The organism is Pseudomonas nitroreducens TX1 (assembly GCF_000313755.1).
In the GTDB taxonomy this organism is placed as follows: domain Bacteria; phylum Pseudomonadota; class Gammaproteobacteria; order Pseudomonadales; family Pseudomonadaceae; genus Pseudomonas; species Pseudomonas nitroreducens_A.
The window spans coordinates 79,384-104,363 of the sequence record NZ_AMZB01000118.1; the positions used below are offsets into that span (position 1 = coordinate 79,384).

Sequence of the window (24,980 nt, forward strand, 5' to 3'; positions counted from 1 at the left end):
GCAAGGCCGGAGCGGCGCCTGGGTTCAGGCGCCGCCGGGCAGGACAGGATCGGGACGGCCGGCGCGGCGCGCCAGGTAGACCTCGATCAGGTAGCGGGCAATGGAGCGCTCGGCTGGCAGGCGCGGCAGCTCGTCGACGTGGAACCAGCGGGCATCCTCGATCTCGTCCGGCTGCATGACGATTTCGCCGCTGACGTACTCGGCGTGGTAGCCGAACATCAGCGAATGCGGGAACGGCCAAGGCTGGCTGCCCATGTAGCGGATATTGCCGATCTCGACGCCCACCTCTTCGCGCACCTCGCGCGCGACGCAGTGCTCCACCGACTCGCCCGGCTCGACGAAGCCGGCCAGGGTGCTGTACATCCCCGGCACGAAGCGCGGCGAACGCGCCAGCAGCACTTCATCGCCACGGGTCACCAGCACGATCATGCTCGGCGACAACAGCGGGTAGCGCTGGATACCGCAGCTCTCGCAGTGCATGGCACGGTCGCGGGGCATGCGCAGGCTTGGCTGGCCGCAACTGCCGCAGAAGCGGTTCTGCCGCCACCAGATACCGATCTGGCTGGCGAAGCCAAGCATGGCGAAGATGTCTTCCTCAGCCTGCATCATGAACTGGCGCAGGCCGATCCAGCTGGCGCCCTCCAATGGATCAGTGCCGTCGATTTCCAGCAGGTACACCGGCTCGCCGTCGAACTGGCCGACAGCGTGCTCGGAAAGCACCGAAAGGTCCTGGCGCTTGAGCCAGTCGCGGGGGAACAGCACGCCGTTGCTGTCGGCGAGGAACTGCTGCTGGCAGTGGGCGAGCGCCCAGCCACCGTTCGCCGCGACCTCGAACATCGAGGATTCCCAGCGTCCGGTACGCATCAGGCTGCCACCGTCAGGCCCAGGGCCTTGACGCTCTCGCTGGCGACGTCCAGGACGTCAGGTTGGCCTTCAGGCCGCATCATGGCTCCCCCTTCCAGGTAGTACTCCAGGCCGGTCAGCGCATCCGCCAGGGTTTCCAGCATCTGCTCGGACGGCATCTGGGTCGTCTCGATCATCTGCCCCTGAATGTAATCGGCGCAGGCGCCCACGAGCAATGCCGCACGCTCCTGGCCGAGGAACCACAGGCCGCCGCGCACCGCCTGCAGGCTGATCGGGACATTGGCCAGGTGCAGCTTGTCGCCGTTGGATTCCAGGTACGCAGTGATCGCGCGCTTGGCCAGCGCCAGGCCGGCCTGGGCCTCGTCGATCACCACGATGCGCGCTTCGGCGAGCTGGTGCACGGCGAAGGAGTCGTCCTCTCCCATCGGCGCCGGACGCGCGCTCATGCGCTCGCCACGCTCCAGGTTGCCGACCATGCTCTCGACGTACAGCAGCGCGTCTGCCAGCGCGTTGAGCGCCGCAGGTTCATCCACTGCGCCCTTGGCGACCCAACCGGCGACGACACCATGCTGGTGCTGCAGCGAAGTGGCGGCGGAGTTCAGGCCGACCATACCAAGGGTCTTGGCCAGCTTGCCCAGCTGGGTGTGCAGGATGCCCAGGGCATCGGCCTGGGACACGCCTCGCTCGATCAGGTCGAGCTGGTCCTTCACTGCGGTGAGTTCCTCGCGGATCGCCACCGACAGCGAGCGCATCACCGACTGGCCGGGGCCGGACAGGCGCTGCGATTCGTCTTCGAGCAGGTGATCGGTGAACGGCAGCGGTGCCAGGCCAAATACCTGGCGCAATTCGGTAGCGCGTACGCCGCTGGTGTCAGCCAGGGTGGTGAGATACAGCAGCTCCTTGAGCAACTGGCGCGGCGCTTCGTATTGCGGGTTGGCAATCAGTTGCTTGAGTTCGCGGTCCAGCCGCGCGAACACCTGCTTGCGCGTCTTGCGCGGCAGCATCTGCGCGTCCACCAGGGCTTCCAGCGCGCCGGCGCCGACCCAGCACAGGCGGGTGCGCGCGGCGCTGCCCAGCAACACGTCGAGCTTGCCCAGTGCGCGGCCCATGAGCTTGAGGCTGGGGTAGAGATTCTGTTCGCGGATCAGCCCCACCAGACCGACCTGGTACATCTGCCGCAGGCGACGGACTTCGCGGGCCGGGTCTTCCACCTGCGGTGCGGTGACGGCGCGTAGCGGGCGCGGCAGATCCAGGCGCGCACTGAAGAAGAAGCTCTCCGGCAGCGCGGGCTGGCCGGCGGCCTGGCGCACGTCATTGATCGCCGGCAGTAGCAGCTCGGGGATTTCCTGGCGGTGTGCTTCGAGGTTTTCCAGGTAGCGACGCAGCACATAGAGCGCATTGCCGAGCGCGGCCAGTTGGCCGTCGCGGTCCTCGCTGACCCCGGTGGGAATGTCCGTGGCCAGGTCCAGCGCTTCCTGTGCCAGCAACTCGGCACCGGCCAGCTCGATGAGATTGAGCGTGCCGCGAATCTGGCTCAGGCAATCGACGGAATGTTGCAGCAGGCTGCCGTTCTGGCGCTCGGCGATGAAGTGCTCGAGATTCTGCTCGGCTTCCTCCATCGTGGCGAACAGCTCGTCGCGGACCAGACTGAGGGACGTGGCTCCAGTAACCATCGGCCTAGTGCGCCTCCTGCGCGCAAGAAGAGTGGACGGACATCAATCGGCGAACTCGGGGGTCTTCTTGCTCATGTGCGCCATCATGGCGGCCTGCAGGTCGGCAGACTGCAGCATCGCGGCGTTCCAGGTGGCGATGTATTCCAGTCCGTCCTCGACACGGTGGTCGCGGGCATAGCCGATCATTTCCTTTGTGCCGCGGATGGCGATCGGCGACTTGGCGGCGATCTGCCGGGCCAGCTCCATCACGCCATCGAACAGCGCGGCATGGTCGGCGTAGACGCTGTTGACCAGGCCGATGCGCTGCGCTTCCTCGGCGTTGACGTTACGCCCGGTGTAGGCCAGCTCACGCATGATGCCATCGCCGATCAGGCGCGGCAGGCGTTGCAAGGTGCCGACATCGGCCGCCATGCCCATGTCGATTTCCTTGATGGAGAACTGCGCGTCCGCGCTGCAGTAGCGCATGTCGCAGGCAGAGATCAGGTCGATGCCGCCGCCGATGCAGTAGCCCTGGATCGCCGCAAGCACCGGCTTGCTGCACTTGTCCACGGCGTTGAAGGAGCCTTGCAGTTGCAGGATGGTCTTGCGCAATGCGCGGGCGTTGCGGCCGACGTCCTTGCCCAGGTGGCTGGCGGCCTGGGCCAGCAGGGCGAGATCGATACCGGCGGAGAAGTGCTTGCCGGAGCCGCTGAGGACGACAACACGGACCTCATCCGTTTCATCGGCCCACTGGAAGATATCGATGATTTCTTTCCAGAAATCGGCATTCATCGCGTTGAGCTTTTCCGGACGGTTGATCTGCACATGGGCGATCTTGTCCGCCAGTTCAACGCGGAAGGCTTTGTATTCAGTCACGGGAGATGTCCTCGGGAATGCCCTGCTTCTCGTCTGGGGGCGGCGCGCTGCCGCCGGAGCCCGGGCCAACAGTTCTTATGGGTGCGGCTTACAGATTTTTGGCATCGCGCCACTATAACAAGGCAAGACCAAAAGTCGATGCCGCGGTCTGTGACACAGACCACGGCATCGGGCGTGAATTCGCTCGCAATACGCTCACCAACTGCTTGATCTGGCAGGAAGGTGGTCGCCGCGACAATCAGTCGCCAGCAGCCAGCGGCAACCCCTGCGCACGGTTGCGGTACTGGCGCCAGGTGTACATCGGGATACCGGCCATGAACACCAGGAAGCCCCAGAAGATTGCCTGCTCGCCGGTGCCATACAACGCCCAAAGTGAATAGAGGAAGCCCAGGCAACCGATCGCCAGCACCTGCGGCCGCGAGCGCGGCGAGAAGGAGTCCGGCTTGGTCGCCAGCAGTTGCAGTAGCGCGGCGGTGCAGAAGGCATAGGGCACGACACCGGTCATGGTGCCCAGCAGGATGATGACGTTGAACACCTCCACCAACTCGCCATGGCCGTCGACCATCACCAGCGCCGTCACCAGCAGCCCGGAGGACAGCAGGCCATTGGCCGGCGCGCCATTCTTATTGAGCTTGCCCAGGGATTCGGGAAACAACCCATCGCGAGCCGGCGCCACCGGAATCTGTCCCTGCAGCAGCACCCAGCCGTTGAGCGCCCCCAGGCAAGCGATCACCGCGCCGCCGGCGACCAGGTAGTAACCCCAGTTGCCCAGCAGGATGCGCGCGGCATCGGCGAAGGGTGAAGTGGACTTGGCCAGCACTTCCGGCGGCATCAGGCCCTGCACGGCGGTGATCGACAGGATGTACACCGCAGCGGCGGCCAGGGTGCCGAACAGCGTGGCGCGCGGGATGGTCTTCTTCGGGTCGCGCACGTCGTCCGCCGGCACGGTGGCCGATTCCAGACCGATGAAGGACCACAGCGTCAGCGCCGCCGTGGTGGCGATCGCCTGGGCATAGCCCATGTTCGGCAGTTCGCTGGGCGCCGGGATGGTCAGGTAGTCAGGGTTGAAGTGGAACCAGCCAAGGATGCCTACCAGCAGCAGCGGGATCAGCTTGAGCGCGGTCAGGCAGTTCTGCACCACGGCGAAGGCAGTGATGCCGCGCAGATTGATCAGGGTGCACAGCCAGATGGCGCCGATGGCCGTGGCGACCATCAGCAGCGGGTCGGCCAGCGCCGGTATGAACACTCGCAGGTAGCCCACCAGCGTGACGGCGATGGCGGCGTTGCCGATCCACGCGGCTTTCCAGTACGTCCACGCACAGAGATAGCCGGCGAAGCTGCCGAAGCCATCGCGGGTATAGGCGTAAGGCCCGCCAGCACCGGGATTGAGCCGCGCTAGCCGAGCGAAGGTGAAGGCCAGGATCACCGCCCCGGTACTCGACACCAGCCAGCCGAACAGGCTGAGCCCACCGAACGCCGCCAGGCTCGAGGGCAACAGGAAGACCCCTGACCCGACCATGTTGCCGACCACCAGCGCAGTGCAGCTCCAGAACCCCATGCTGCCCTTTTTCGCTTCCGCCATCTGCGCTCCTTAGAAGCCGAGATCCGTATTTTCGTTGTATCGACCTGCCCTCGGAAAAGACGCAGAGCGGCGATCTGTCCTACAGGGTAGACAGCGCCGGGCAAAGGAGGAAACCGTTTTGCAGGACGAGACCGCTCGTTTCGAGCGATTTCGCCCTGCGCGGTCAATACCGTTGCAGAAATTCCGCCGCTCAGGCGGAGCCGAACTGGCGCCTGCCGATCTCGTAGAGCTGCTCGAACTGCAACGACGACATCGGCTTGGCGAACAGGTAACCCTGCCCTTCGGTGCAGCGCTCGGCGCGCAAACGGTCGCGCTGGGCGGAGGTTTCGATGCCCTCGGCGATGGTCTCCAGGTCGAAGCTGCGGGCCATGTCGAGGATCGCGCGGATCACCGACAGGTCCTGCTGTGTCTCCAGCATGCCGATCACGAAGGTGCGGTCGATCTTGATGCGGCTCAGCGGGTAGGTCTTGAGCAGGCTGAGGGAGGCGTAGCCGGTGCCGAAGTCGTCGAATGCGATGCCGACCCCATAGGAACGCAGGCTCTGCAGGGTACTGAGCACGCTGTCGTCGTGATTGAGCACGATGTTCTCGGTGATCTCCAGCTCCAGCGCTTCCGCCGGCAGGCCGTGGCGTTCCAGTGCTTCAAGCACCTGGGTGACCAGGTTGCCCATGCGGAACTGGGCGCCGAACAGGTTCACCCCCATGCGCAGGTCCGGAGCACCGTTGCGCCGCCAGTAGGCAGCCTGGGCGCAGGCTTCATCCAGTATCCAGGCGCCGACGATGGCCGCCAGCGGCCCGCACTCCAGCGATGGCAGGAAAGCTGCCGGCGACAGCAGGCCGCGCTGCGGATGCTGCCAGCGGATCAGTGCCTCGGCCCCGCGCAGGGAACCGTCGCGCAGGCTGACCTGAGGCTGGTAGAACAGCAGGAACTCGCCATTGGCCACGGCACGATGCAACTCCATGCCATACAGATGCCGTGCCGCCGCTTCCATCTTCAGCGCCGGAAGGAACACGAAGGCGTGACTGCGGCCGCTACTCTTGGCCTTGAACAGCGCAAGATCGGCGTCGCCCACCAGATCCAGCGCTTCCTGGGCATGCAAGGGCGCCAGCGCCACCCCGCAGCTGGCGGCCACTCGCACTTCATGGGCATCGATGACGATGGGCTCGGCGATACTGGCTATCACGGCCTGGGCCAAGCGCATGGCGTGCTCCGGCGAAAGCAGGTTGGGCTCGAGGATGGCGAATTCGTCTCCGCCGATTCGCGCGACCGTGGCGTCCGCAGTGGCCAGCCGGTCCAGTCGTTCGGCCACCTGCCGCAGGATGCCGTCCCCCACGGCATGGCCAAGAGAATCATTGACGTCCTTGAAACCGTCCAGGTCGATCATCAGCACCGCCGCCGGCCGGGACTGCACCAGCACCTCCTCGGTGCGCCGGTAGAACTGGCCGCGATTGGCCAGTCCGGTGAGCACGTCGACGCAGGCCAACTGGCGCAACGCTTCTTCTTCCCGATGGCGAGCGGTGAGGTCCTTGAGCACAGCCTCGAACTTGAGTTTGCCCCGCTCCGACCAACTGAACAGGGTCAGGCCGAGGGACACTTCCGAGCCATCCTTGCGCAAACCGGTGATTTCTCCCGGCACGGCCATGCCGTCCAGGGAGGTGGCATCGCTTGCCCCACTGATCAGACTGCGAAAGGACTGGCGGCTGCGCTCGGGCAACAGCAGTTCAAAAGCCTGTCCGCTGCCCTCGGCGAGATCATAGCCAAACAGGTTGGCGGCGGCCTCGTTCCAGGCGCCGATCTCACCCCAGCAGTCGAACCACACGACCGGCGTCGGCGACGTGCCGGCATACTCCTCGAACAGCGGCCGAGTGCGCGCCGAGGCGACCTCGATACGCCTGAGCTCGAGGCGGTCGGCAGCCATTCGCGCCAGCTCCTTCAAGCGCTCGCAGTCATCCCGACTGAAGTCTTCATGGGGCTGGCTATCGATGATGCACAGGGCGCCCAGGGGCTGACCTTCCACTGACAGCAGCGGCACCCCGGCATAGAAGCGCACGCCATTGACCGCGGTCACCAGGGGGTTGTCATGGAAGCGCTCATCGCGGCTGGCATCGCCCACCACCATCACGCCGTCCTGGGCGATGGCATGGGCGCAGAAGGACACGTCGCGCCCCATGTCCACTTCGCCGATACCGGTGGCGGCGGCGAAGAACACATGGTCACTGCCGATCATGTTCACCGCCGCGACCGGCATACCGAACATGCGCACAGCAATCTGCACCACCGGGTCGAGGCTCGGCAGCAGGTTTTCGTCGTCGAATCCGTAATCGGAGAGCGCTGTCAGGCGCTCGCTTTCGTTCGGCAACGTCACGGGACAACGCATGGGGGAAACCTCCCTTTTTCCTCATTTCTCCCTTTACCGATGCGCAGAAGAATAGTTCCACTTTTCAAAAATGGACGTCGGCCCACGAGCGCAGGGGCCGAGCGGTCATTTGCAGCACTCCACGGTGTAGCGTTTTTCTCCCTCGACCTCACGTATCTGCAGTCCATGGACGTCGGAGTCAAAACCGGGGAAGTTGCGCTCGAAACTCTGCGCGAAGGCCAGGTAGTCGAGTATCGAGCGGGTGGATTCGGTGAACCGCTCCCCTGGCATGATCAGCGGTATACCTGGCGGATATGGCACCAGCATCACCGCTGCGACGCGACCTTCCAACCGATCGATAGGCACCGCCTCGACTTCGCCGCGCACCAGCTGCGCATAGGCATCCGCCGGGCGCATGGCGATTTCCGGGAGCACCGTGTACATGCGTTTCATCGCCTTGGCGGTGGCATGGTCCCGGTAGCAGCGGTGCAACTCGTCGCACAGGTCGCGCAGGCCCATGCCCGCATATCGCGCGCCTCCCGCCTGGGCAACGCTGGGCAGCGCGTCCGCCAGCGGCTGGTTGGCATCGTAGCTGCGCTTGAACTCCAGCAACTCGGTGACCAGGGTGCTCCACTTGCCCTTGGTCACGCCCATGGAGAACAGTACCAGGAAGGAGTAGAGCCCGGTTTTCTCCACCACCAGCCCTCGCTCCCAGAGGAAGCGGCTGACCACCGCAGCGGGAATCCCGCGCGAATCGAGGCGCCCGCCGGCGGTAAGGCCCGGCGTGGCCAGCGTGACCTTGATCGGGTCGAGCAGCACGTAGTCTTCCACCGCGTCGCCGAAGCCATGCCAGTCGGCGTTGGGCTCCAGCACCCAATCGCGGGTCTTCACCTCATCGGTACCCTCGACACCCGGCGGCTGCCAGACGCTGAACCACCAGTCGTCCTCGGCGAGATTCTGCCGCACGTTGGCCAGGGCGCGGCGGAAGCTCAGGGCTTCGTCGAAGGTTTCCTGGATCAGCGAGCGGCCCGCGGGGCCTTCCATCATCGCCGAGGCCACGTCCAGCGAGGCAATGATGCCGTACTGCGGGGAGGTGGAGATGTGCATCATGAAGGCTTCGTTGAAGCGCGCCTGCTCGAAGCGCCGCGCACCGGCATCCTGCACGTGGATCATCGAGGCCTGGCTGAAGGCCGCGAGCATCTTGTGCGTGGAGTGGGTAGTGAATACCAGTGGGCCGCTGTCATCGCGATGGGTGCCCATGCCATAGCGGCCGTCGTAGAACTCGTGGAAAGCCGCGTAGGCATACCAGGCCTCGTCGAAATGCAGCACCTCGACACTGTCGCCCAGTGCCTGCTTGATCATCTGTGCGTTGTAGCAGAGGCCGTCGTAGGTGGAATTGGTCACCACCGCCAGCCGCACCCTGGGCTCGCGGCCGCGTGCCAATGGGCTGGCCTCGATCTTGGCGGCAATGGATTCGCGGCTGAACTCCGACAGCGGGATCGGCCCGATGATGCCCAGCTCGTTGCGCTCCGGCGTCAGGTACAGCGGGATGGCGCCGGTCATGATGATCGCGTGGAGGATGGACTTGTGGCAGTTGCGGTCCACCAGCACCAGGTCGTCGCGGCAGACCATCGAGTGCCAGACGATCTTGTTCGCCGTGGAGGTGCCGTTGATCACGAAGAAGGTGTGGTCGGCGCCGAAGTTGCGCGCGGCGCGGGCCTCCGCTTCGGCGAGCGGGCCAGTGTGGTCGAGCAGCGAGCCCAGCTCGGGCACCGAGACGGAGAGGTCCGAACGCAGGGTGTTTTCCCCGAAGAACTGGTGAAACGCCTGCCCCACCGGGCTCTTGCGATAGGCGACACCGCCGCCGTGGCCGGGCGTGTGCCAGGAGTAGTTGGACTGCGCGGTGTGCTCCACCAGCGCGCGGAAGAACGGCGGCAGCAGGCCCTCCAGGTACTTGCGCGCGGCGCGGCTGACCTGGCGGGCGAGGAAAGGCACGGTGTCTTCGAACAGGTAGAGAATGCCGCGCAGCTGGTGCAGGTCGGCCATGGATTCGGCCGGTGCGTTCTCGATGGTCATCTGCTCGCCCAGAGCGAAGATCGGCAGCTGCGGCGCGCGCACCCGGGCCATGCGGATCAGTTCCACCACATCCTGCAGAAGGCGCTGGTTCTCCCCCGCCCCCTCGGCGGCGACCAGGATGCAGGCCAGCCCATGGTGAGTCGAGGCGACGATGCGCCCCTCGGCGGAGCTGGCAGTGGAAAGGATGCTGAAGCCGTCCTGCTCCAGTTCCCGCGCGATATCCCTGACCCGGTCGCCGGCCACGGTATCGGCCTTGATGTCGCGGTGAACGATGAGGATGGGGAATTTTAGATCTTTGTACATTGTGAACCCCTGAAAAGACGTACGACTGGCGTCGATCCTCTCCAGAGTATGGACTCACGGAATGTAGGGGAATGCGCCCGGCTGACGGCTGTAATAAAACGTCGCGTGGCTGACAGGTGCGTACACCTAGAGCGTCTGGCTCTGGCGACTGTTCGCAGAAATGAAAAAGGCCCCAGTTCGGGGCCCTCTTCAAGCAGCGCGGAGGATCACTCCTTCGGTGCTTCCATCTGCGCCCACAGTGACGGGCCGCCAGCGGACTTCTCGATCACCGCCAGGCGCGCGATATGCGCTTCGATCTCTTCATCGGTGGCACGGATCACGCGGGTCAGCGCGCGATCCGCCGCGAGGCGACGGATCGCCGTAGCCGTAGCACGGCCGCTGCCGTCACCCTCGGCGCCGTTGCCCGCCAGCGACAGGCTGGTCTGGCCACCGGTCATCGCCAGGTAGACGTCGGCAAGAATCTCGGCATCGAGCAAGGCGCCGTGCAGGTCACGGCCGGAGTTGTCGACGCCATAGCGCTTGCACAGGGCATCGAGGTTGTTGCGCTGGCCCGGATGGCGCTCGCGGGCCATCAGAAGGGTATCGAGGATACTGCAGTAATCGGCGACGTCCGCGCGCTCACTCTGTCCCAGCAGGGCGAATTCGTTGTTGATGAAGCCAACGTCGAACGCCGCGTTGTGGATGATCAGCTGGGCGCCCTTGATGAACTCGAAGAAGTCATCCGCCACTTCGCGGAAGCGCGGCATGTCCTTGACGTATTCATTGGTGATGCCGTGGACCGCGATGGCGCCCTCGTCGATCTCGCGATCGGGCTGCAGGTAGACATGGAAGTGCCGGCCAGTCAGGCGACGGCCTTCGAGCTCGACGCAACCGATCTCGATGATCCGGTGGCCGTCGGTGACCGGCATACCGGTCGTTTCAGTATCGAGTACGACGCTGCGCATTCTCTGTGAAACCTTCTTGCGGTTGATGCGCCCGAAGCTTTCCGGGCGCTCATGATTCTCAGCGCGGCAGTTCGCTCACGCCACGGTTGGCGAGCATGTCGGCGCGCTCGTTGCCGGGGTGGCCGGTGTGACCGCGCACCCAGCGCCACTCGACATTATGCCGGTTCACCTGCTCGTCCAGCGCCTGCCACAGGTCGGCATTCTTCACCGGCTGCTTGGCAGCGGTCTTCCAGCCGCGCTTCTTCCAATTGACCATCCACTCGGTGATGCCCTGCATGACGTACTGCGAGTCGGTGACGATGCGCACGTCGCAATGCCGCTTGAGCGCAGCCAGGGCCATGATCGCGGCCATCAGTTCCATGCGGTTGTTGGTGGTTTCCGCCTCGCCGCCCCACAGTTCGCGCTCGGCGCCCTTGTAGAACAGCACGGCGCCCCAGCCACCCGGACCCGGATTGCCCTTGCAGGCGCCGTCGGTGTAGATCTCGACTTTCTCTTCGCTCATTTGGCTCGCTTTCAGGACTCGGAATCGCGGCGACTGACCTTGGCCACCGGCAGCGGCACCAGTTGGCCGCGCGGCTCGCGACGGGGCTGACGCAGGGGCCGCAGACCGACCACCAGCTTGCGCGCCACCAATAGATAGAAGCCGGCGCCGGAGCCCTGCAGGACGGGGCCCCAGGTCTCCATGCGGGCCAGGCGGCCCTGCCACTTCGCCGATGCAAGCGGCGGACGATAACACCCGAAGCGGCGTTTCTCCAGCGCGAAGCCCAGCAGGTTGAGCCAGTCGCAGACTCGGTTCGGCGAGATGCAGCGGGCGCGGCGCAGGGCGTCGCGGGCGAAATAATGGCGGATGCCCCAGGCACTCCAGGGATTGACCCCGACCACCAGCAGGTGTCCACCCGGACGCACGCTGCGCGCGGCTTCACGCAACAGGCGGTGCGGCGACAGGCAGAAATCCAGGCCGTGGTGCAGCAGCACCACGTCGGCGGCATGCTCGCCCAGCGGCCAAGCCGCTTCGTCGCAGGCGATCTCCACGCCGGGCAAGGGTGGCCCGAGGCGCACGCCACGCTGGATATTGCCGACGCTGGCCGGCAGCTGCGCATGCGGTCCGTAATGCACAAGGTAACCGCCGAAATAGCGCTCCAACTCGTCGATCAGCAGTTGCTGCTCTTCGGCGAGCATCATCCCGCCGATCGGCCCGGACAGCCAATGGCGGGCCTGGTCGATCAGCTCGAGCCAGTCGGCATCCGCCTGGGCGAAGGGTTCTTCAATCATCACTACCCCCTGTGGGACAGCGCGACACAAAAGTGCGTATCCGCACTACTATGCGCCAATGCCCACCACTTGGCGACTTTCCACCCATGATACAGATAGATGCTCTGCCCGCCTTTTCCGACAACTACCTCTGGCTGTTGCAGGATGTGACCCGCCGTGAATGCGCGGTGGTCGACCCGGGTGACGCCGCGCCGGTCGAGCGATGGCTGCTGGCCCATCCCGGCTGGAAGCTGACCGACATCGTCATCACCCACCACCACGCCGACCACGTCGGCGGTGTCGCCCGCCTCAAGGCCGAAACCGGCGCCCGTGTACTGGGCCCGGCGGGGGAAAAGATTCCCGGGCGCGACGTGGCGCTGGAGGACGGCGACCGTGTCGCAGTGCTCGGCCTGGAGTTCGAGGTCATCCACGTGCCCGGCCATACCCTCGGCCACATTGCCTATTTTCATGCAACGAACCGCCATGACGATGAAAGCCTGCCACTGTTGTTCTGCGGCGACACTCTGTTCGCCGCCGGTTGCGGCCGACTGTTCGAAGGCACGCCGGCACAGATGCATGCGTCGCTGAGCCGTCTGGCCGCCCTGCCCGGCCACACCGCCGTGTACTGCGCCCACGAATACACCCTGAGCAACCTGCGCTTTGCCTGTGCAGTCGAACCGGGGAACCCGGAAGTGCTCGCCCGTTTCGAGGAAGTCAGCCGCTGGCGCGAACAGGGAAAGATCAGCCTTCCTTCTTCCATAGCTTTAGAGCGAGCGACGAATCCTTTCCTTCGCGTGTCGGAAACATCCGTTAAGAAAGTCGCCGACGAGCGGAACGGCCAGCAAATCCGCACGCCGGAAGAGGTCTTTGCGACCATTCGCCGCTGGAAGGATCAGTTCTGAGGGCTGGCGAAATCTTGACCAGGATGGGCCCGGTTTCTAGAATCGCCGAAATTTTTGCCCCGGACATAGTCATCAGCCAATGCCGCCCAAGACCAGAAAGACCTCCGATCTAGACGCATTGGCACGCGCCATCCGAGTCTCCATTGTCCTGCTCGCGGCGGGCCTGGCAGGCTGCCAGTCGACCCAGCAGACCGCCAGTGACAGCCAGGTCCGCAGCGCTTCCCGCGCCGTCGACGTGCAGTTCAACCCAGCCTGGAACCAGGCCCAGAACGATATCTGGGAACGCATGCGTGGCGGCTTCCAATTGCAGGACCAGCTCAATACCAACCCGCGTATCGAGCGTCAGCGCCTGTGGTTCATGAGCAACCAGTCGTTCCTGGAGAACGCCAGCGAGCGCGGTGCGCCGTACATGCACTACGTCGTCGAGCGCTTGGAAGAGCGCGATATGCCGCTGGAGCTGGCGCTGCTGCCGATGATCGAGAGCTCGTACAACCCGATGGCCGTGTCGCGCGCCCAGGCCGTTGGCCTGTGGCAGTTCATCCCGAGCACCGGCACGCACTTCAACCTGCGCCAGACCAACTTCTATGACGGCCGTCGCGACATCACCGCGTCGACCAACGCCGCGCTGACCTATCTGACTCGCCTGCACGACATGTTCAACGGCGACTGGCTGCTCGCACTGGCCGCCTACAATGCCGGTGAAGGCACCGTCAGCCGCGCGATCGAGCGCAACGAGCGCCTCGGCCTGCCCACCGACTACTGGAACCTTCCGCTGCCCCAGGAAACCCAGGACTACGTACCCAAGCTGCTGGCCCTGTCGCAGTTGGTGAATGCCCCGACCATCTACGGCATCAACCTCAGCCCGATCGCCAACCAGCCCTACTTCACCTCGATCCGCGTCAAGCCGGGCCTGGATCTCTCCCAGGTCGCCGCGGTCGCCGACCTGGACCAGGACGAACTGCAACAGCTCAACCCGGCCTTCAAACGCGGCGTGACCCTGGACGGTCCGCACCACCTGCTGGTGCCGCTGGCCAAGGCCGACTCCCTTAAAGCCGGGGTCGCGAACCTGCAGCCAGTCGAGCTCAAGCCCCTGGCGGCAACCGTGGCCAGCTCGGGCAGCCGCTACCGTGTACGCAAGGGCGATAGCCTGCACAGCATCGCCCAGCGCTACCGCCTGAGCGTGGCCGAGCTCAAGGCCGCCAACCGCCTGAGCGCGAACCGCCTGCGCAGCGGCCAGACCCTGGTCATCCCCGGCCAGCCCGGCCGCCCGACCATCGAGCCGGAAAGTCCGCGCCAACTGGCACAGGTGGAAAGCTCGAAGACCATCGCCAGCGCCCGCGTCGCTACGCGCAGCTACACCGTGAAGAACGGCGACACCCTGTGGAACATCGCCAAGAAGAACGGCGTCGACGTTGCCGATCTCAAGCGCTGGAACGGTCTGGACAGCCACGGCGTCAAGCCCGGCCAGACGCTCAAGCTGCAGAGCGCCGCTGCCACCCAACTGGCTTCCAGCAGCAGGAGCAAGGCCAAACAGGACACCGCGACCTACTACAAGGTCAAGCAAGGCGACTCGATATCCATGATCGCCAAGCGCTTCAATGTCGAGACGCAACATATCCAGCGGTGGAACCCGCGCACCGGCAAGGCCCTGAAGCCCGGCCAGACGCTGACCCTGTACCTCGGCACCGCCAGCCGCTGAGTTTCAGGCTGCGCCGGGGCGCACAGCCCCGGCCGCATGTCTTCTGGCAGCACGGACAAGCTGCTACTGTACGACGCAACTCTCCTTCAGCCAGCCAGGATCGGATCCTACGCCTGATGCGTCGCTTGTCTCTGATGCTCCTGGGACTTTTCCTGGGCCTTCCCGCCTCCGCCCAGATCACCGAGAGTCACGGCTACGCCCAGTTCGGCGACCTCAAGTACCCGGCCAGCTTCGATCATTTCGACTGGGTCAACCCCAAGGCTCCAAAGGGCGGCGTGCTGCGGCTGATGGGCCTGGGCACCTTCGACACGCTTAACCCCTACACCTTCAAGGGCAGCCCGCCGGTCAGCACCGCGGACTTCCTGCAGTACGGCGTCAGCGAGCTGAACGAGCCGCTGATGGTCGGCACCGGCCTGTACGACCCCTCCGGCGACGAGCCCGCCTCCAGCTACGGCCTGATCGCCCGCAGCGTGGAGTACGCTGAAGACCGCAGCTGGGTGGTGTTCAACCTGCGTCCGGAAGCACGCTTCCACGACGGCAAACCCATCACCGCCTACGACGTGGCGTTTTCCTACCGCACGCTGCTCAAGCATGGCCACCCGATGTACCGCACCAACCTGCAGGAAGTGCAGCGGGTCGACATCCTCTCGCCGCAGAGCATCCGCTTCGTCTTCAAGCGCCACGACAACCCCCTGCTGATCCTGCGCCTGGGTGAGATGCCGGTGCTACCGCAGCACTACTGGAAAGGCCGCGACTTCCAGGCCACCACCTTCGAACCGCCGCTGGGCAGCGGCCCCTACCGGATCACCGAGGTGGTGCCGGGGCGCCGTCTGGTGTTCGAGCGGGTCAAGGACTGGTGGGGCAAGGACCTGCCGGTAAACCGCGGCAAGTACAACTTCGACCGCGTCGAGGTGGACTTCTACCGTGACGCCGGTATTGCCTTCGAAGCCTTCAAGGCCGGCGAGTTCGACATCTACATCGAGCACCAGGCGAAGAACTGGCGCAGCAACTACCGCTTCCCGGCGGTACGCCGTGGCGACGTGGTGAAGGCTGAAATTCCCCACCAGATCCCCACCCAGACCCAGGCGCTGTTCCTCAATACCCGCCGCGCGACCTTCGCTGATCGTCGCCTGCGCGAGGCGCTGGGAATGATGTTCGATTTCGAGTGGACCAACCGCGCGCTGTTCAACGACGCCTATGTACGCGCCAGCAGCTACTACCCCAACAGCACCTTCGCCGCCACCGGTGTACCCCAGGGCCAGGAATGGCTGCTGCTTTCACCGTATCGTCAGCAGTTGCCCGAAGCGCTGTTCAAGCGTCCTTTCACGGTACCGGTGACCAAGGGAGCCGGCATCCCGCGGGAAACCCTGCGCCACGCATTGGGTCTATTGGCCGAAGCCGGCTGGAAGCTTTCCGGCGACCGACTGCTGGACGCCACCGGCACGCAGCTGCGCTTCGAGATCCTGCTGGTCAACCCCAGCCTGGAACGCATTCTCCAGCCGTATCGCGAGAACCTTGCCAGCATCGGCATCGATACGAGCTTGCGCACCGTGGACCGCGCCCAGTACAAACAGCGTCTGGACCAGTTCGACTACGACATGATTCTGATGACCCTGCCCCAGACCCTGAGCCCCGGCCTCGAACAATGGCAGTACTTCCATTCCAGCCAGGCGGCGGTGAAGGGCAGCAAGAACTATGCGGGCATCGCCAACCCCGTGGTGGACGCGATGCTCGAGAAACTCCTCGGCGCCACCGACCGCGACCAGCAGCAAGCCGCGGCGCGCGCCCTGGACCGGGTGCTGCTGTGGCAGCACTACAGCATTCCCAACTGGTACCTGAACAAGCACCGACTGGCGTACCGCAACCGCTTCGCCTTCGTCACCACGCCGCCCTACACGCTGGGTCTGCGGGCCTGGTGGCAAAAAGACCAGGAGAAAACCCTATGAAAAGCCCCCGCCGCGCCGCGCTCTGCGCCGGCCTGTTGCTGGGACTGCTGGGCAGTGCGCAGGCCGCGCCGCAGCACGCCATCACCCTGTATGACGAGGCGCCCAAATACCCGGCGAACTTCAAGCACTTCGACTTCGTCAATGCCGATGCGCCCAAGGGCGGTACGCTGCGCCTCTCCGATTTCGGCGGGTTCGACAGCCTCAACCCCTTCATCGCCAAGGGCAACTCAGCGCCGCAGATCAACCTGATCTACGACACCCTGACCTTCCATTCCCTCGACGAACCCTTCACCGAGTACGGCCTGCTCGCCGAGAAGATCGAGAAGGACCCGGAGCACCGCTTCGTCCGCTACTACCTGCGCCCGGAGGCGAAGTTCCAGGACAGCACGCCGGTCACAGCCGAAGACGTGGTGTTCACCTTCGAGACGCTGATGAGGGACGGTGATCCCATGTACCGCAACTACTACGCGGACGTCGACAAGGTGGTGGCCGAAGACAAGCTGCGCGTGCGCTTCGACTTCAAGCACGGCGACAATCGCGAGCTGCCGCTGATTCTCGGCCAGCTATCGATCCTGCCCAAGCACTGGTGGGCCAGCCGCGACTTCAACAAGACCAACATGGAGCCACCGCTGGGCAGTGGCCCGTACCGCATTGCCAAAGTCGAGGCCGGCCGCTCGATCCGCTATGAGAGGGTCAAGGACTGGTGGGGCAAGGACCTTCCGGTGAACCGTGGCTTCAACAACTTCGACGCCGTGGTGGTGGAGTCCTACCGTGACCTCACAGTGGCCCTGGAAGCCTTCAAGGCCGGGCAGTTCGACTTCAATGACGAGCGCATCGCGAAGAACTGGGCGACCGCCTACGATTCGCCCGCCGTGCGTGACGGCCGCATCGTTCGCGAAGAGCCGGTGAACGGCAACCCGTGGGGCATGCAGGCCTATGCCTTCAACATCCGCCGCCCGGTGTTCCAGGACCCGCGCGTGCGTGAAGCCATCACCAACCTGTTCGACTTCGAGTGGACCAACAAACAGCTGTTCTTCGGCTCCTACCTGCGCGATGGCAGCTACTTCGAGAACTCCGAGATGGCTGCCAAGGAGCTGCCCGACGCGGAGGAGCTGAAGATCCTCGAGCCCCTGCGTGACAAGCTGCCGCCAGAGGTCTTCACCCAGGTCTACGTGCCGCCCACCAGCGACGGCAGCGGCATCATCCGCGAGCAAAAGCGCAAGGCCTACCAGCTGCTGCTGGACGCCGGCTACAGAATCGAGAACGACAAGATGGTCGGCCCGGACGGCAAGCAGCTGAGCTTCGAGTTCATGCTCGCCCAGGCCGACTTCGAGCGCGTACTGCTGCCCTTCAAGCGCAACCTCGCCGAACTGGGCATCGACATGCAGCTGCGCCGTGTCGACGTCTCGCAGTACATCAACCGCCTGCGCTCGCGTGACTACGACATGATCGTCAGCAGTTGGCCGCAGTCCAGCTCGCCCGGCAACGAGCAGCGCGAGTTCTGGCACTCCAGCAGCGCCGACAAGCCCGGCAGCCGCAACTTCATCGGCCTGCGCGACCCGGGCATCGACGCCCTGGTGGAAGGCCTGATCAACGCCGGCTCCCGCGAAAGCCTGGTGCGCCACGCCCGCGCCCTCGACCGCGCCCTGCTCTGGGGCCACTACGTGGTGCCCAACTGGTACCTGGGCAACTGGCGCATCGCCTACTGGAACCGCATCGCCCACCCGGAAAAGCTGCCGCCCTACAGCTACGCCCTGCAGACCTGGTGGCAGGCCCGCGACAAGGCCGTACCAACCCATACGGATGCCAAGGCCGCGAGCGAAACGCCGGCTGACGGCACCGTCGCCCAAGGGTCCAACTGATGCTGGCCTACATCCTGCGGCGCCTGCTGCTGATCATCCCCACCCTGTTCGGCATCCTGCTGATCAACTTCATCATCATCCAGGCCGCCCCCGGTGGCCCGGTCGAGCAGATGATCGCCAAGCTGGAGGGCTTCGATGCTGCCAGCGGCGGCGCCACCGGGCGTATCTCCGGCGGCGGTGGTGAAGTCGCCTCCGCCGGCACGCACTACCGCGGCGCCCAGGGCCTGGACCCGGAGCTGGTGAAGGAAATCGAGAAGATGTACGGCTTCGACAAGCCGGCCCCCGAGCGCTTCTGGATCATGCTCAAGAACTACGTGCACCTGGACTTCGGCCAGAGCTTCTTCCGCGACGCCAAGGTCACCGACCTGATCGTCGAGAAGCTGCCCGTGTCCATCTCCCTGGGGCTATGGAGCACGCTGATCATGTACCTGGTCTCGATCCCGCTGGGTATCGCCAAGGCGGTGCGCCACGGCAGCCATTTCGACGTCTGGACCAGCTCGGCAATCATCGTCGGCTACGCCATCCCCGCATTCCTCTTCGCCATCCTGCTGGTGGTTCTGTTCGCCGGCGGCAGCTACTGGGACTGGTTCCCCTTGCGCGGGCTGACCTCCAACAACTTCGACGAGCTGACCTGGGGCGGCAAGGTCCGCGACTACTTCTGGCACTTGGCGCTGCCCATCACCGCGCTGGTGATCGGCAACTTCGCCACCATCACCCTGCTGACCAAGAACAGCTTCCTCGACGAGATCGGCAAGCAGTACGTGGTCACCGCCCGCGCCAAGGGCCTGACCGAACGCCGCGTGCTCTACGGCCACGTGTTCCGCAACGCCATGCTGCTGATCATCGCGGGCCTGCCGTCTGCCCTGCTGGGTATCTTCTTCACCGGATCCTTGCTGATCGAGGTGATCTTCTCCCTCGACGGACTGGGCCTGCTCAGCTTCGAGGCGGCGCTGAACCGCGACTACCCGGTGGTATTCGGCACGCTGTTCATCTTCACCCTGTTCGGCCTGATCATGAAGCTGGTCAGCGACGTCCTCTACACGCTGGTCGATCCGCGCATCGACTTCGAGAACCGGGAGTAATCCGATGCGCCTGTCTCCCATCAATCAGCGCCGCTGGGCGCGCTTCAAGGCCAACAAGCGCGGCTGGTGGTCCCTCTGGCTGTTCCTCACGCTGTTCGTCCTGAGCCTGGGCGCCGAGCTGATCGCCAACGACAAGCCACTGGCGATCCGTTATGACGGCCAGTGGTACTTCCCGGTGGTCAAGCGCTACCCGGAAACCGCCTTCGGCGGCGAGTTCCCCATGGAGGCCAACTACAAGAGCCCGTACATGCGCGAGCAGATCGCGCAGAAGGACGGCTGGATTCTCTGGCCGCCGATCGCCTACAGCTACGACACCATCAACTACGACCTGCGGGTGCCGGCCCCCTCCGCGCCCACCTCGGAGAACTGGCTGGGCACCGACGACCAGGCGCGCGATGTCATGGCGCGGGTGATCTACGGCTTCCGTGTCTCCGTGCTGTTCGCCCTCATCCTCACCGTGCTCAGCTCCATCATCGGCGTCGCCGTGGGCGCGCTGCAGGGCTTCTACGGTGGCTGGATCGACCTGCTCGGCCAACGTTTCCTGGAAATCTGGTCGGGCCTGCCGGTGCTCTACCTGCTGATCATCCTCGCCAGCTTCGTGCAGCCAGGCTTCTGGTGGCTGCTGGGGATCATGCTGCTGTTCTCCTGGATGAGCCTGGTGGACGTGGTGCGCGCCGAGTTCCTCCGTGGCCGCAACCTGGAGTACGTGCGCGCCGCACGTGCCCTGGGCATGCGCAACGGGGCGATCATGTTCCGCCACATTCTGCCCAACGCGATGATCTCCACCCTCACCTTCATGCCCTTCATCCTCACTGGCGCGATCGGCACCCTGACCTCCCTGGACTTCCTCGGCTTCGGCCTGCCCGCCGGCGCGCCGTCGCTGGGCGAGCTGGTCGCCCAGGGCAAGTCCAACCTGCAGGCGCCCTGGCTGGGCATCACCGCCTTCGTGGTGCTGGCCGTGATGCTGAGCCTGCTGGTGTTCATCGGCGAAGCCGCCCGCGATGCCTTCGACCCGAGGAAGTGACATGAGCCAGAACGAGAACCTCATCGAAGTCCGCGACCTGTCCGTCGATTTCCGCTGCGGCGACGAACAAGTGCGTGCGGTCGAGCACATCAGCTTCGACATCCGCAAGGGCGAGACCCTGGCGCTGGTGGGCGAGAGCGGCTCCGGCAAGTCGGTCACCGCGCACTCCATCCTGCGCCTGCTGCCCTACCCCACCGCCAGCCATCCCTCCGGCAGCATCCAGTATGCCGGCAAGGACCTGCTCAAGCTGCCCGAGCGCAAGCTGCGCGGCATCCGCGGAAACCGCATCGCCATGGTGTTCCAGGAACCCATGACCTCGCTGAACCCGTTGCACACCATCGAGAAGCAGATCGGCGAAGTGCTCGCGCTGCACAAGGGAATGAGCGGCAATCAGGCCCGCGCGCGCACGCTGGAACTGCTCGACCTGGTCGGTATTCCCAATCCCGCCAGCCGCCTCAAGGCCTACCCGCACGAGCTTTCCGGCGGCCAGCGGCAGCGGGTGATGATCGCCATGGCGCTGGCCTGCGAGCCGGAGCTGCTGATCGCCGACGAACCGACCACGGCGCTCGACGTCACGGTGCAGCTGAAGATCCTCGACCTGCTGCGCGACCTGCAGCAGCGCCTGGGCATGGCCATGCTGCTGATCACCCACGACCTCAACCTGGTGCGGCGCATCGCCCATCGAGTTTGCGTAATGAAGCGCGGCTGCATCGTCGAGCAGGCCGATTGCGACACCCTCTTCGAGGCCCCACAACACCCCTACACGCGCGAATTGCTCGGCGCCGAACCCAGCGGTAGCCCCGCGCAGAACGAGCCCGGCGAGCCGCTGCTGGAGGTCGACGACCTGCGCGTGTGGTTCCCGATCAAGAAAGGCGTGTTCCGCAAGACCGTCGACCACGTCAAGGCGGTGGACGGCATCGACTTCAGCCTGCCGCGCGGCCAGACGTTGGGGATCGTCGGCGAGAGCGGCTCGGGCAAGTCGACCCTGGGCCTGGCCATCCTCCGGCTGATCAACAGCCGGGGCGGCATCCGCTTCGAAGGCCAGGCCATCGAAAGCATGAACCAGGCGGAAGTCAGGCCTCTGCGTCGCGAGATGCAGGTCGTCTTCCAGGACCCGTTCGGCAGCCTCAGCCCGCGCATGTCAGTGGGCCAGATCGTCGGCGAGGGCCTGGAGATCCATGGGATGGGCACCTCCGAGGAGCGCGAGCAGGCGATCATCGAGGCGCTCAAGGAAGTCGGGCTCGACCCGGATACTCGCCACCGCTATCCCCACGAGTTCTCCGGGGGCCAGCGGCAGCGCATCGCCATCGCCCGCGCACTGGTGCTCAAGCCGGCGCTGATCCTGCTGGACGAACCGACCTCGGCGCTGGACCGCACAGTGCAGCGCCAGGTCGTCGAACTGCTGCGCGGATTGCAGGCCAAGTACAACCTGACCTACCTGTTCATCAGCCACGACCTGGCGGTGGTGAAAGCCCTCAGCCACCAACTGATGGTGATCCGCCATGGCAAGGTGGTCGAACAGGGTGCTGCAGAGGAAGTCTTCGCCGCGCCGCAACATACCTATACGCAACAACTGCTGGAAGCCGCTTTCCTGGCTCCAGCGGATGCGTAACCCAGCCTCAGCTGACTGAAGGAGAGCACATGGGTTTTCTCGCCGGTAAACGCGTACTGATAGTCGGAGTCGCCAGCAAGCTGTCGATCGCTTCCGGCATCGCTGCGGCGATGCACCGCGAAGGCGCCGCGCTCGCCTTCACCTACCAGAACGAAAAGCTCAAGGGCCGCGTCGAGGAGTTCGCCGCCGGCTGGGGCTCCAGCGCCGATCTCTGCTTCCCCTGCGACGTGTCCAGCGACGAGGATATCGACGCCGTGTTCGCCGCACTGGCGAAGCAATGGGATGGCCTGGACTGCATCGTCCACTCGGTGGGCTTCGCGCCAGGCGACCAGCTCGACGGCGACTTCACCGAAGTCACCACCCGTGACGGCTTCCGCATCGCCCACGACATCAGCGCCTACAGCTTCATCGCCCTGGCCAAGGCCGGACGCGAGTTGATGCAGGGCCGCAATGGCAGCCTGCTCACCCTCTCCTACCTGGGCGCCGAACGCACGATGCCCAACTACAACGTCATGGGCATGGCCAAGGCCAGCCTCGAGGCCGGCGTGCGCTACTTGGCCGGCAGCCTCGGTCCGGGAGGCACCCGCGTCAACGCCATCTCCGCCGGCCCGATTCGCACCCTCGCCGCCTCGGGCATCAAGAGCTTCCGCAAGATGCTTGCCGCCAACGAACGGCAGACGCCGCTGCGGCGCAACGTGACCATCGAGGAGGTCGGCAACGCTGGCGCCTTCCTCTGCTCGGACCTGGCCAGTGGCATCAGTGGCGAGATTCTCTATGTCGACGGCGGCTTCAACACCACCGCCATGGGCCCGCTGGGCGACGACTGAGCCGCTCTCACAGACAAAGAAAAAGGCCGCATCAGCGGCCTTTTTCTTGTACCGGATAAAACGAGGGCCGCTTGCGCGGCCCCTGTCTTTTACTTCTTGGCGTCGTCAAACTTCTCGATCTTCGCCTGATCCTGCAGATAGCGACGGAAGGCCGAGAAATCGTCCTGGCCGCTACGCGAGGCGAGGAAGCGCTGGTACATCGCCTTCTCCTGCTCGGTCGGCTTGGTCTCCGGCTCGCTCACACCGCTGAGCTTGACCACCACGAAGTCGCCGTTCTGCAGCGCGACACCGCCCAGGCTGGGCTTGCCGGCACCGTCCGGGCGAGCCATGCGGAACACACTCTGCAGCACGACCGGATCAACCCCTTCCTGGCCACGGGCAGCCGCTTCCACGACGTTCCAGTCCTGGCCTTCATGAGCCTGGGTCAGCGGGATCTTGCCATCGCGCAGCCCCGCCAGCAGCGCTTCGCCACGAGCCTTGGCATCGGTGGCGGCGTGCTCGACCTGCAGACGCTTGAGGATATCGCCACTGACCTGTTCCAGGGTTTCCTGTTGAGGCTTGTGGTGCTCCTTCACGCGCAGCACGACTACGGTGTCGGGGTCCAGTTCGATGGCGCCGCTGTTGGCGCCCTCTTCCAGCACTTCGGGGCTGAAGGCGGCCTGGATGACCTGGCGGTTGGCAGTCACGCCCTCGCCACCTTCCTTGCCGAACGGCTTGCTGGTCTGCACCTTCAGGCCCATGTCCTGGGCCGGCTGGCCCAGATCGGAAGCTTCGTAGGCGGAGCTTTCCAGCTGCTTGGTGGCATCGACGAAGCGTTGTTCGACCAGTTGGGCCTTGGCTTCATGCTCAAGCTTGGCCTTCAGGCTGTCGAAGGTCGGGACTTCCGGCGCTTCGACTCCCAGCAGCTTGATCAGGTGCCAGCCGTAGGAAGTCTTCACCGGCGCGGAGACTTCGCCCTTCTTCAGCGCATACAGCGACTCTTCGAAGGCCGGGTCATACACGCCACGACCGGCAAAGCCGAGGTCACCACCGTTGGCGGCAGAACCGGTGTCGTTGGACAGCTCCTTGGCCAGCTTGGCGAAGTCTTCACCCTTGTCCAGGCGCGCCTTGATCTCGTCGATCTTGGCCTTGGCCTGCTGGTCGTTCTGCTTGTCGTTCACCTCGATCAGGATGTGCGCGGCGTCGCGCTGCTCGGCCAGGCCGGCGATTTCCTTCTGATAGAGGGCGTCGAGGTCTTCCTTCTTCACCTCGACCTGGTCGAAGAAGGCAGACTTCTTCAGCTCGACGTAGTCGATGGTGACCTGTTCGGGTGTCATGAACTCGGCGCTATGGGCGTCGTAGAAGGCCTTGATCTCGCTGTCCTCGACCTTGCTCTTGGCCGGGTCGGCCTTGAGGGTCAGGGTGGCGAAGTCACGGGTCTGCTTCTCCAGGCGGGCGAAGGCATTGAGCTCGTCATCGGTGACGAACCCGGTACCTGCGATGCCGGCGCGCAGCTGACCAATGAGCATTTCCTCGCCGAACATGCGGCGGAACTGCATGCGGTCATAGCCCATCTGGCGGATGACCTGGTCGAAGCGCTCAGCACTGAACTTGCCGTCCACCTGGAATTCGGGGGTCGACAGGATCAGTTGGTCCAGCGCCTGCTGGGAGAAGGCGAACTTGTCGTTCTGGGCGGCTTGCAGGACCAGCTTGCGCTCGATGAGCGACTTCAGCGCGGAGTCCTTGAGCAGCTTGTCGTCGAGCATGGACGAATCGAAGTCCTTGCCCAGACGCTGCATCAACTGGCGACGCTGCATGTCCGCAGCCTGCTGCAGTTCCGGCAGACCAATGTCTTCACCGTTGACCTGAGCAGCGACGTTCTCGTGGTGGGTTGCGCGAATGATCTGATCGAACCCGGTCAAAGCCATGAGGACAACGATCACGCCCAGGATGGTCTTGGTGATCCAGCCTTGGGAATTGTCCCTGATGTTTTGCAGCATGCGGCCCCCGACGCGGCCACGGCCCACCGTCAATGGCGGCGCGGCGTGGAAAAAAGGCGGATATAAGAAAGGCGCATCCGAGGATGCGCCTTCTCGTAACTGGTGGAGCTTGCGGGCTTTGAGCCCGTGACCCCTGATGATTC

The 24,980-nt window shown here is 64.8% G+C and carries 18 protein-coding genes; 8 read left to right on the forward strand and 10 right to left on the reverse strand.

Annotated elements, in window-relative coordinates; translation table 11 throughout:
* Window positions 1-24: 24 nt before the first annotated feature.
* The 9 genes from nudC to C167_RS0117260 all read right to left on the reverse strand — a co-directional run bounded on the left by nudC (window position 25) and on the right by C167_RS0117260 (window position 11,922).
* A complete protein-coding gene (gene nudC / locus C167_RS0117220) occupies window positions 25-864 on the reverse strand; it encodes an NAD(+) diphosphatase (RefSeq protein ID WP_037006194.1) in 840 nt (279 codons plus the stop codon).
* Complete coding sequence (locus C167_RS0117225; protein WP_017519535.1) at window positions 864-2,537, reverse strand: hypothetical protein; 1,674 nt, start codon at window positions 2,535-2,537, stop codon at window positions 864-866. Before C167_RS0117225 ends, nudC begins: the two co-directional genes overlap by 1 nt.
* 42 nt (window positions 2,538-2,579) lie before the next feature.
* Complete coding sequence (locus tag C167_RS0117230) at window positions 2,580-3,392, reverse strand: crotonase/enoyl-CoA hydratase family protein (RefSeq protein WP_017519536.1); 813 nt, start codon at window positions 3,390-3,392, stop codon at window positions 2,580-2,582.
* 238 nt (window positions 3,393-3,630) lie between these two features.
* Complete coding sequence (locus C167_RS0117235) at window positions 3,631-4,974, reverse strand: amino acid permease (RefSeq protein ID WP_017519537.1); 1,344 nt, start codon at window positions 4,972-4,974, stop codon at window positions 3,631-3,633.
* A gap of 190 nt (window positions 4,975-5,164) precedes the next feature.
* Complete coding sequence (locus C167_RS0117240) at window positions 5,165-7,351, reverse strand: putative bifunctional diguanylate cyclase/phosphodiesterase (RefSeq protein WP_017519538.1); 2,187 nt, start codon at window positions 7,349-7,351, stop codon at window positions 5,165-5,167.
* Window positions 7,352-7,456: 105 nt separating this feature from the next.
* Entirely contained in the window at window positions 7,457-9,709 is a 2,253-nt protein-coding gene (locus tag C167_RS0117245; protein ID WP_017519539.1) for an Orn/Lys/Arg decarboxylase N-terminal domain-containing protein, read from the reverse strand.
* 206 nt (window positions 9,710-9,915) lie between these two features.
* Complete coding sequence (gene dnaQ / locus C167_RS0117250) at window positions 9,916-10,653, reverse strand: DNA polymerase III subunit epsilon (RefSeq protein WP_017519540.1); 738 nt, start codon at window positions 10,651-10,653, stop codon at window positions 9,916-9,918.
* A 58-nt stretch (window positions 10,654-10,711) separates the two neighbouring features.
* Window positions 10,712-11,155, reverse strand: coding sequence for a ribonuclease HI (rnhA, locus tag C167_RS0117255; protein WP_017519541.1), 444 nt, complete (start codon window positions 11,153-11,155; stop codon window positions 10,712-10,714).
* Window positions 11,156-11,166: 11 nt separating this feature from the next.
* The gene (locus C167_RS0117260) at window positions 11,167-11,922 is read right to left on the reverse strand and encodes a class I SAM-dependent methyltransferase (RefSeq protein WP_026079125.1); all 756 of its coding nucleotides are present in this window, start codon (window positions 11,920-11,922) and stop codon (window positions 11,167-11,169) included.
* Window positions 11,923-12,011: 89 nt separating this feature from the next.
* Between C167_RS0117260 and gloB the strand changes: the two genes are divergently transcribed.
* From gloB to fabI, 8 genes are all read left to right on the forward strand, one after another.
* The gene (gloB, locus tag C167_RS0117265; protein WP_017519543.1) at window positions 12,012-12,806 is read left to right on the forward strand and encodes a hydroxyacylglutathione hydrolase; all 795 of its coding nucleotides are present in this window, start codon (window positions 12,012-12,014) and stop codon (window positions 12,804-12,806) included.
* A gap of 79 nt (window positions 12,807-12,885) precedes the next feature.
* Window positions 12,886-14,505: a lytic transglycosylase gene (locus tag C167_RS0117270; protein ID WP_026079126.1), complete on the forward strand. Its 1,620-nt coding sequence runs from the start codon at window positions 12,886-12,888 to the stop codon at window positions 14,503-14,505.
* A gap of 116 nt (window positions 14,506-14,621) precedes the next feature.
* Entirely contained in the window at window positions 14,622-16,451 is a 1,830-nt protein-coding gene (locus C167_RS0117275) for an extracellular solute-binding protein (RefSeq protein ID WP_026079127.1), read from the forward strand.
* Window positions 16,448-18,313 (forward strand): extracellular solute-binding protein, encoded by a 1,866-nt coding sequence (locus C167_RS0117280; RefSeq protein WP_017519546.1) that lies wholly within the window; start codon window positions 16,448-16,450, stop codon window positions 18,311-18,313. The genes C167_RS0117275 and C167_RS0117280 overlap by 4 nt, the downstream gene beginning before the upstream one ends.
* A complete protein-coding gene (locus C167_RS0117285) occupies window positions 18,313-19,395 on the forward strand; it encodes a microcin C ABC transporter permease YejB (RefSeq protein WP_017519547.1) in 1,083 nt (360 codons plus the stop codon). The genes C167_RS0117280 and C167_RS0117285 overlap by 1 nt, the downstream gene beginning before the upstream one ends.
* A gap of 4 nt (window positions 19,396-19,399) precedes the next feature.
* Complete coding sequence (locus C167_RS0117290; RefSeq protein WP_017519548.1) at window positions 19,400-20,419, forward strand: ABC transporter permease; 1,020 nt, start codon at window positions 19,400-19,402, stop codon at window positions 20,417-20,419.
* A 1-nt stretch (window position 20,420) separates the two neighbouring features.
* The gene (locus C167_RS0117295; protein ID WP_017519549.1) at window positions 20,421-22,031 is read left to right on the forward strand and encodes an ABC transporter ATP-binding protein; all 1,611 of its coding nucleotides are present in this window, start codon (window positions 20,421-20,423) and stop codon (window positions 22,029-22,031) included.
* Between the two features lie 29 nt (window positions 22,032-22,060).
* Window positions 22,061-22,858: an enoyl-ACP reductase FabI gene (gene fabI / locus C167_RS0117300; protein WP_017519550.1), complete on the forward strand. Its 798-nt coding sequence runs from the start codon at window positions 22,061-22,063 to the stop codon at window positions 22,856-22,858.
* Between the two features lie 89 nt (window positions 22,859-22,947).
* On the opposite strand, the gene C167_RS0117305 is transcribed toward fabI, so the two are convergent.
* A complete protein-coding gene (locus tag C167_RS0117305) occupies window positions 22,948-24,837 on the reverse strand; it encodes a SurA N-terminal domain-containing protein (protein WP_017519551.1) in 1,890 nt (629 codons plus the stop codon).
* Window positions 24,838-24,980 lie beyond the last annotated feature (143 nt).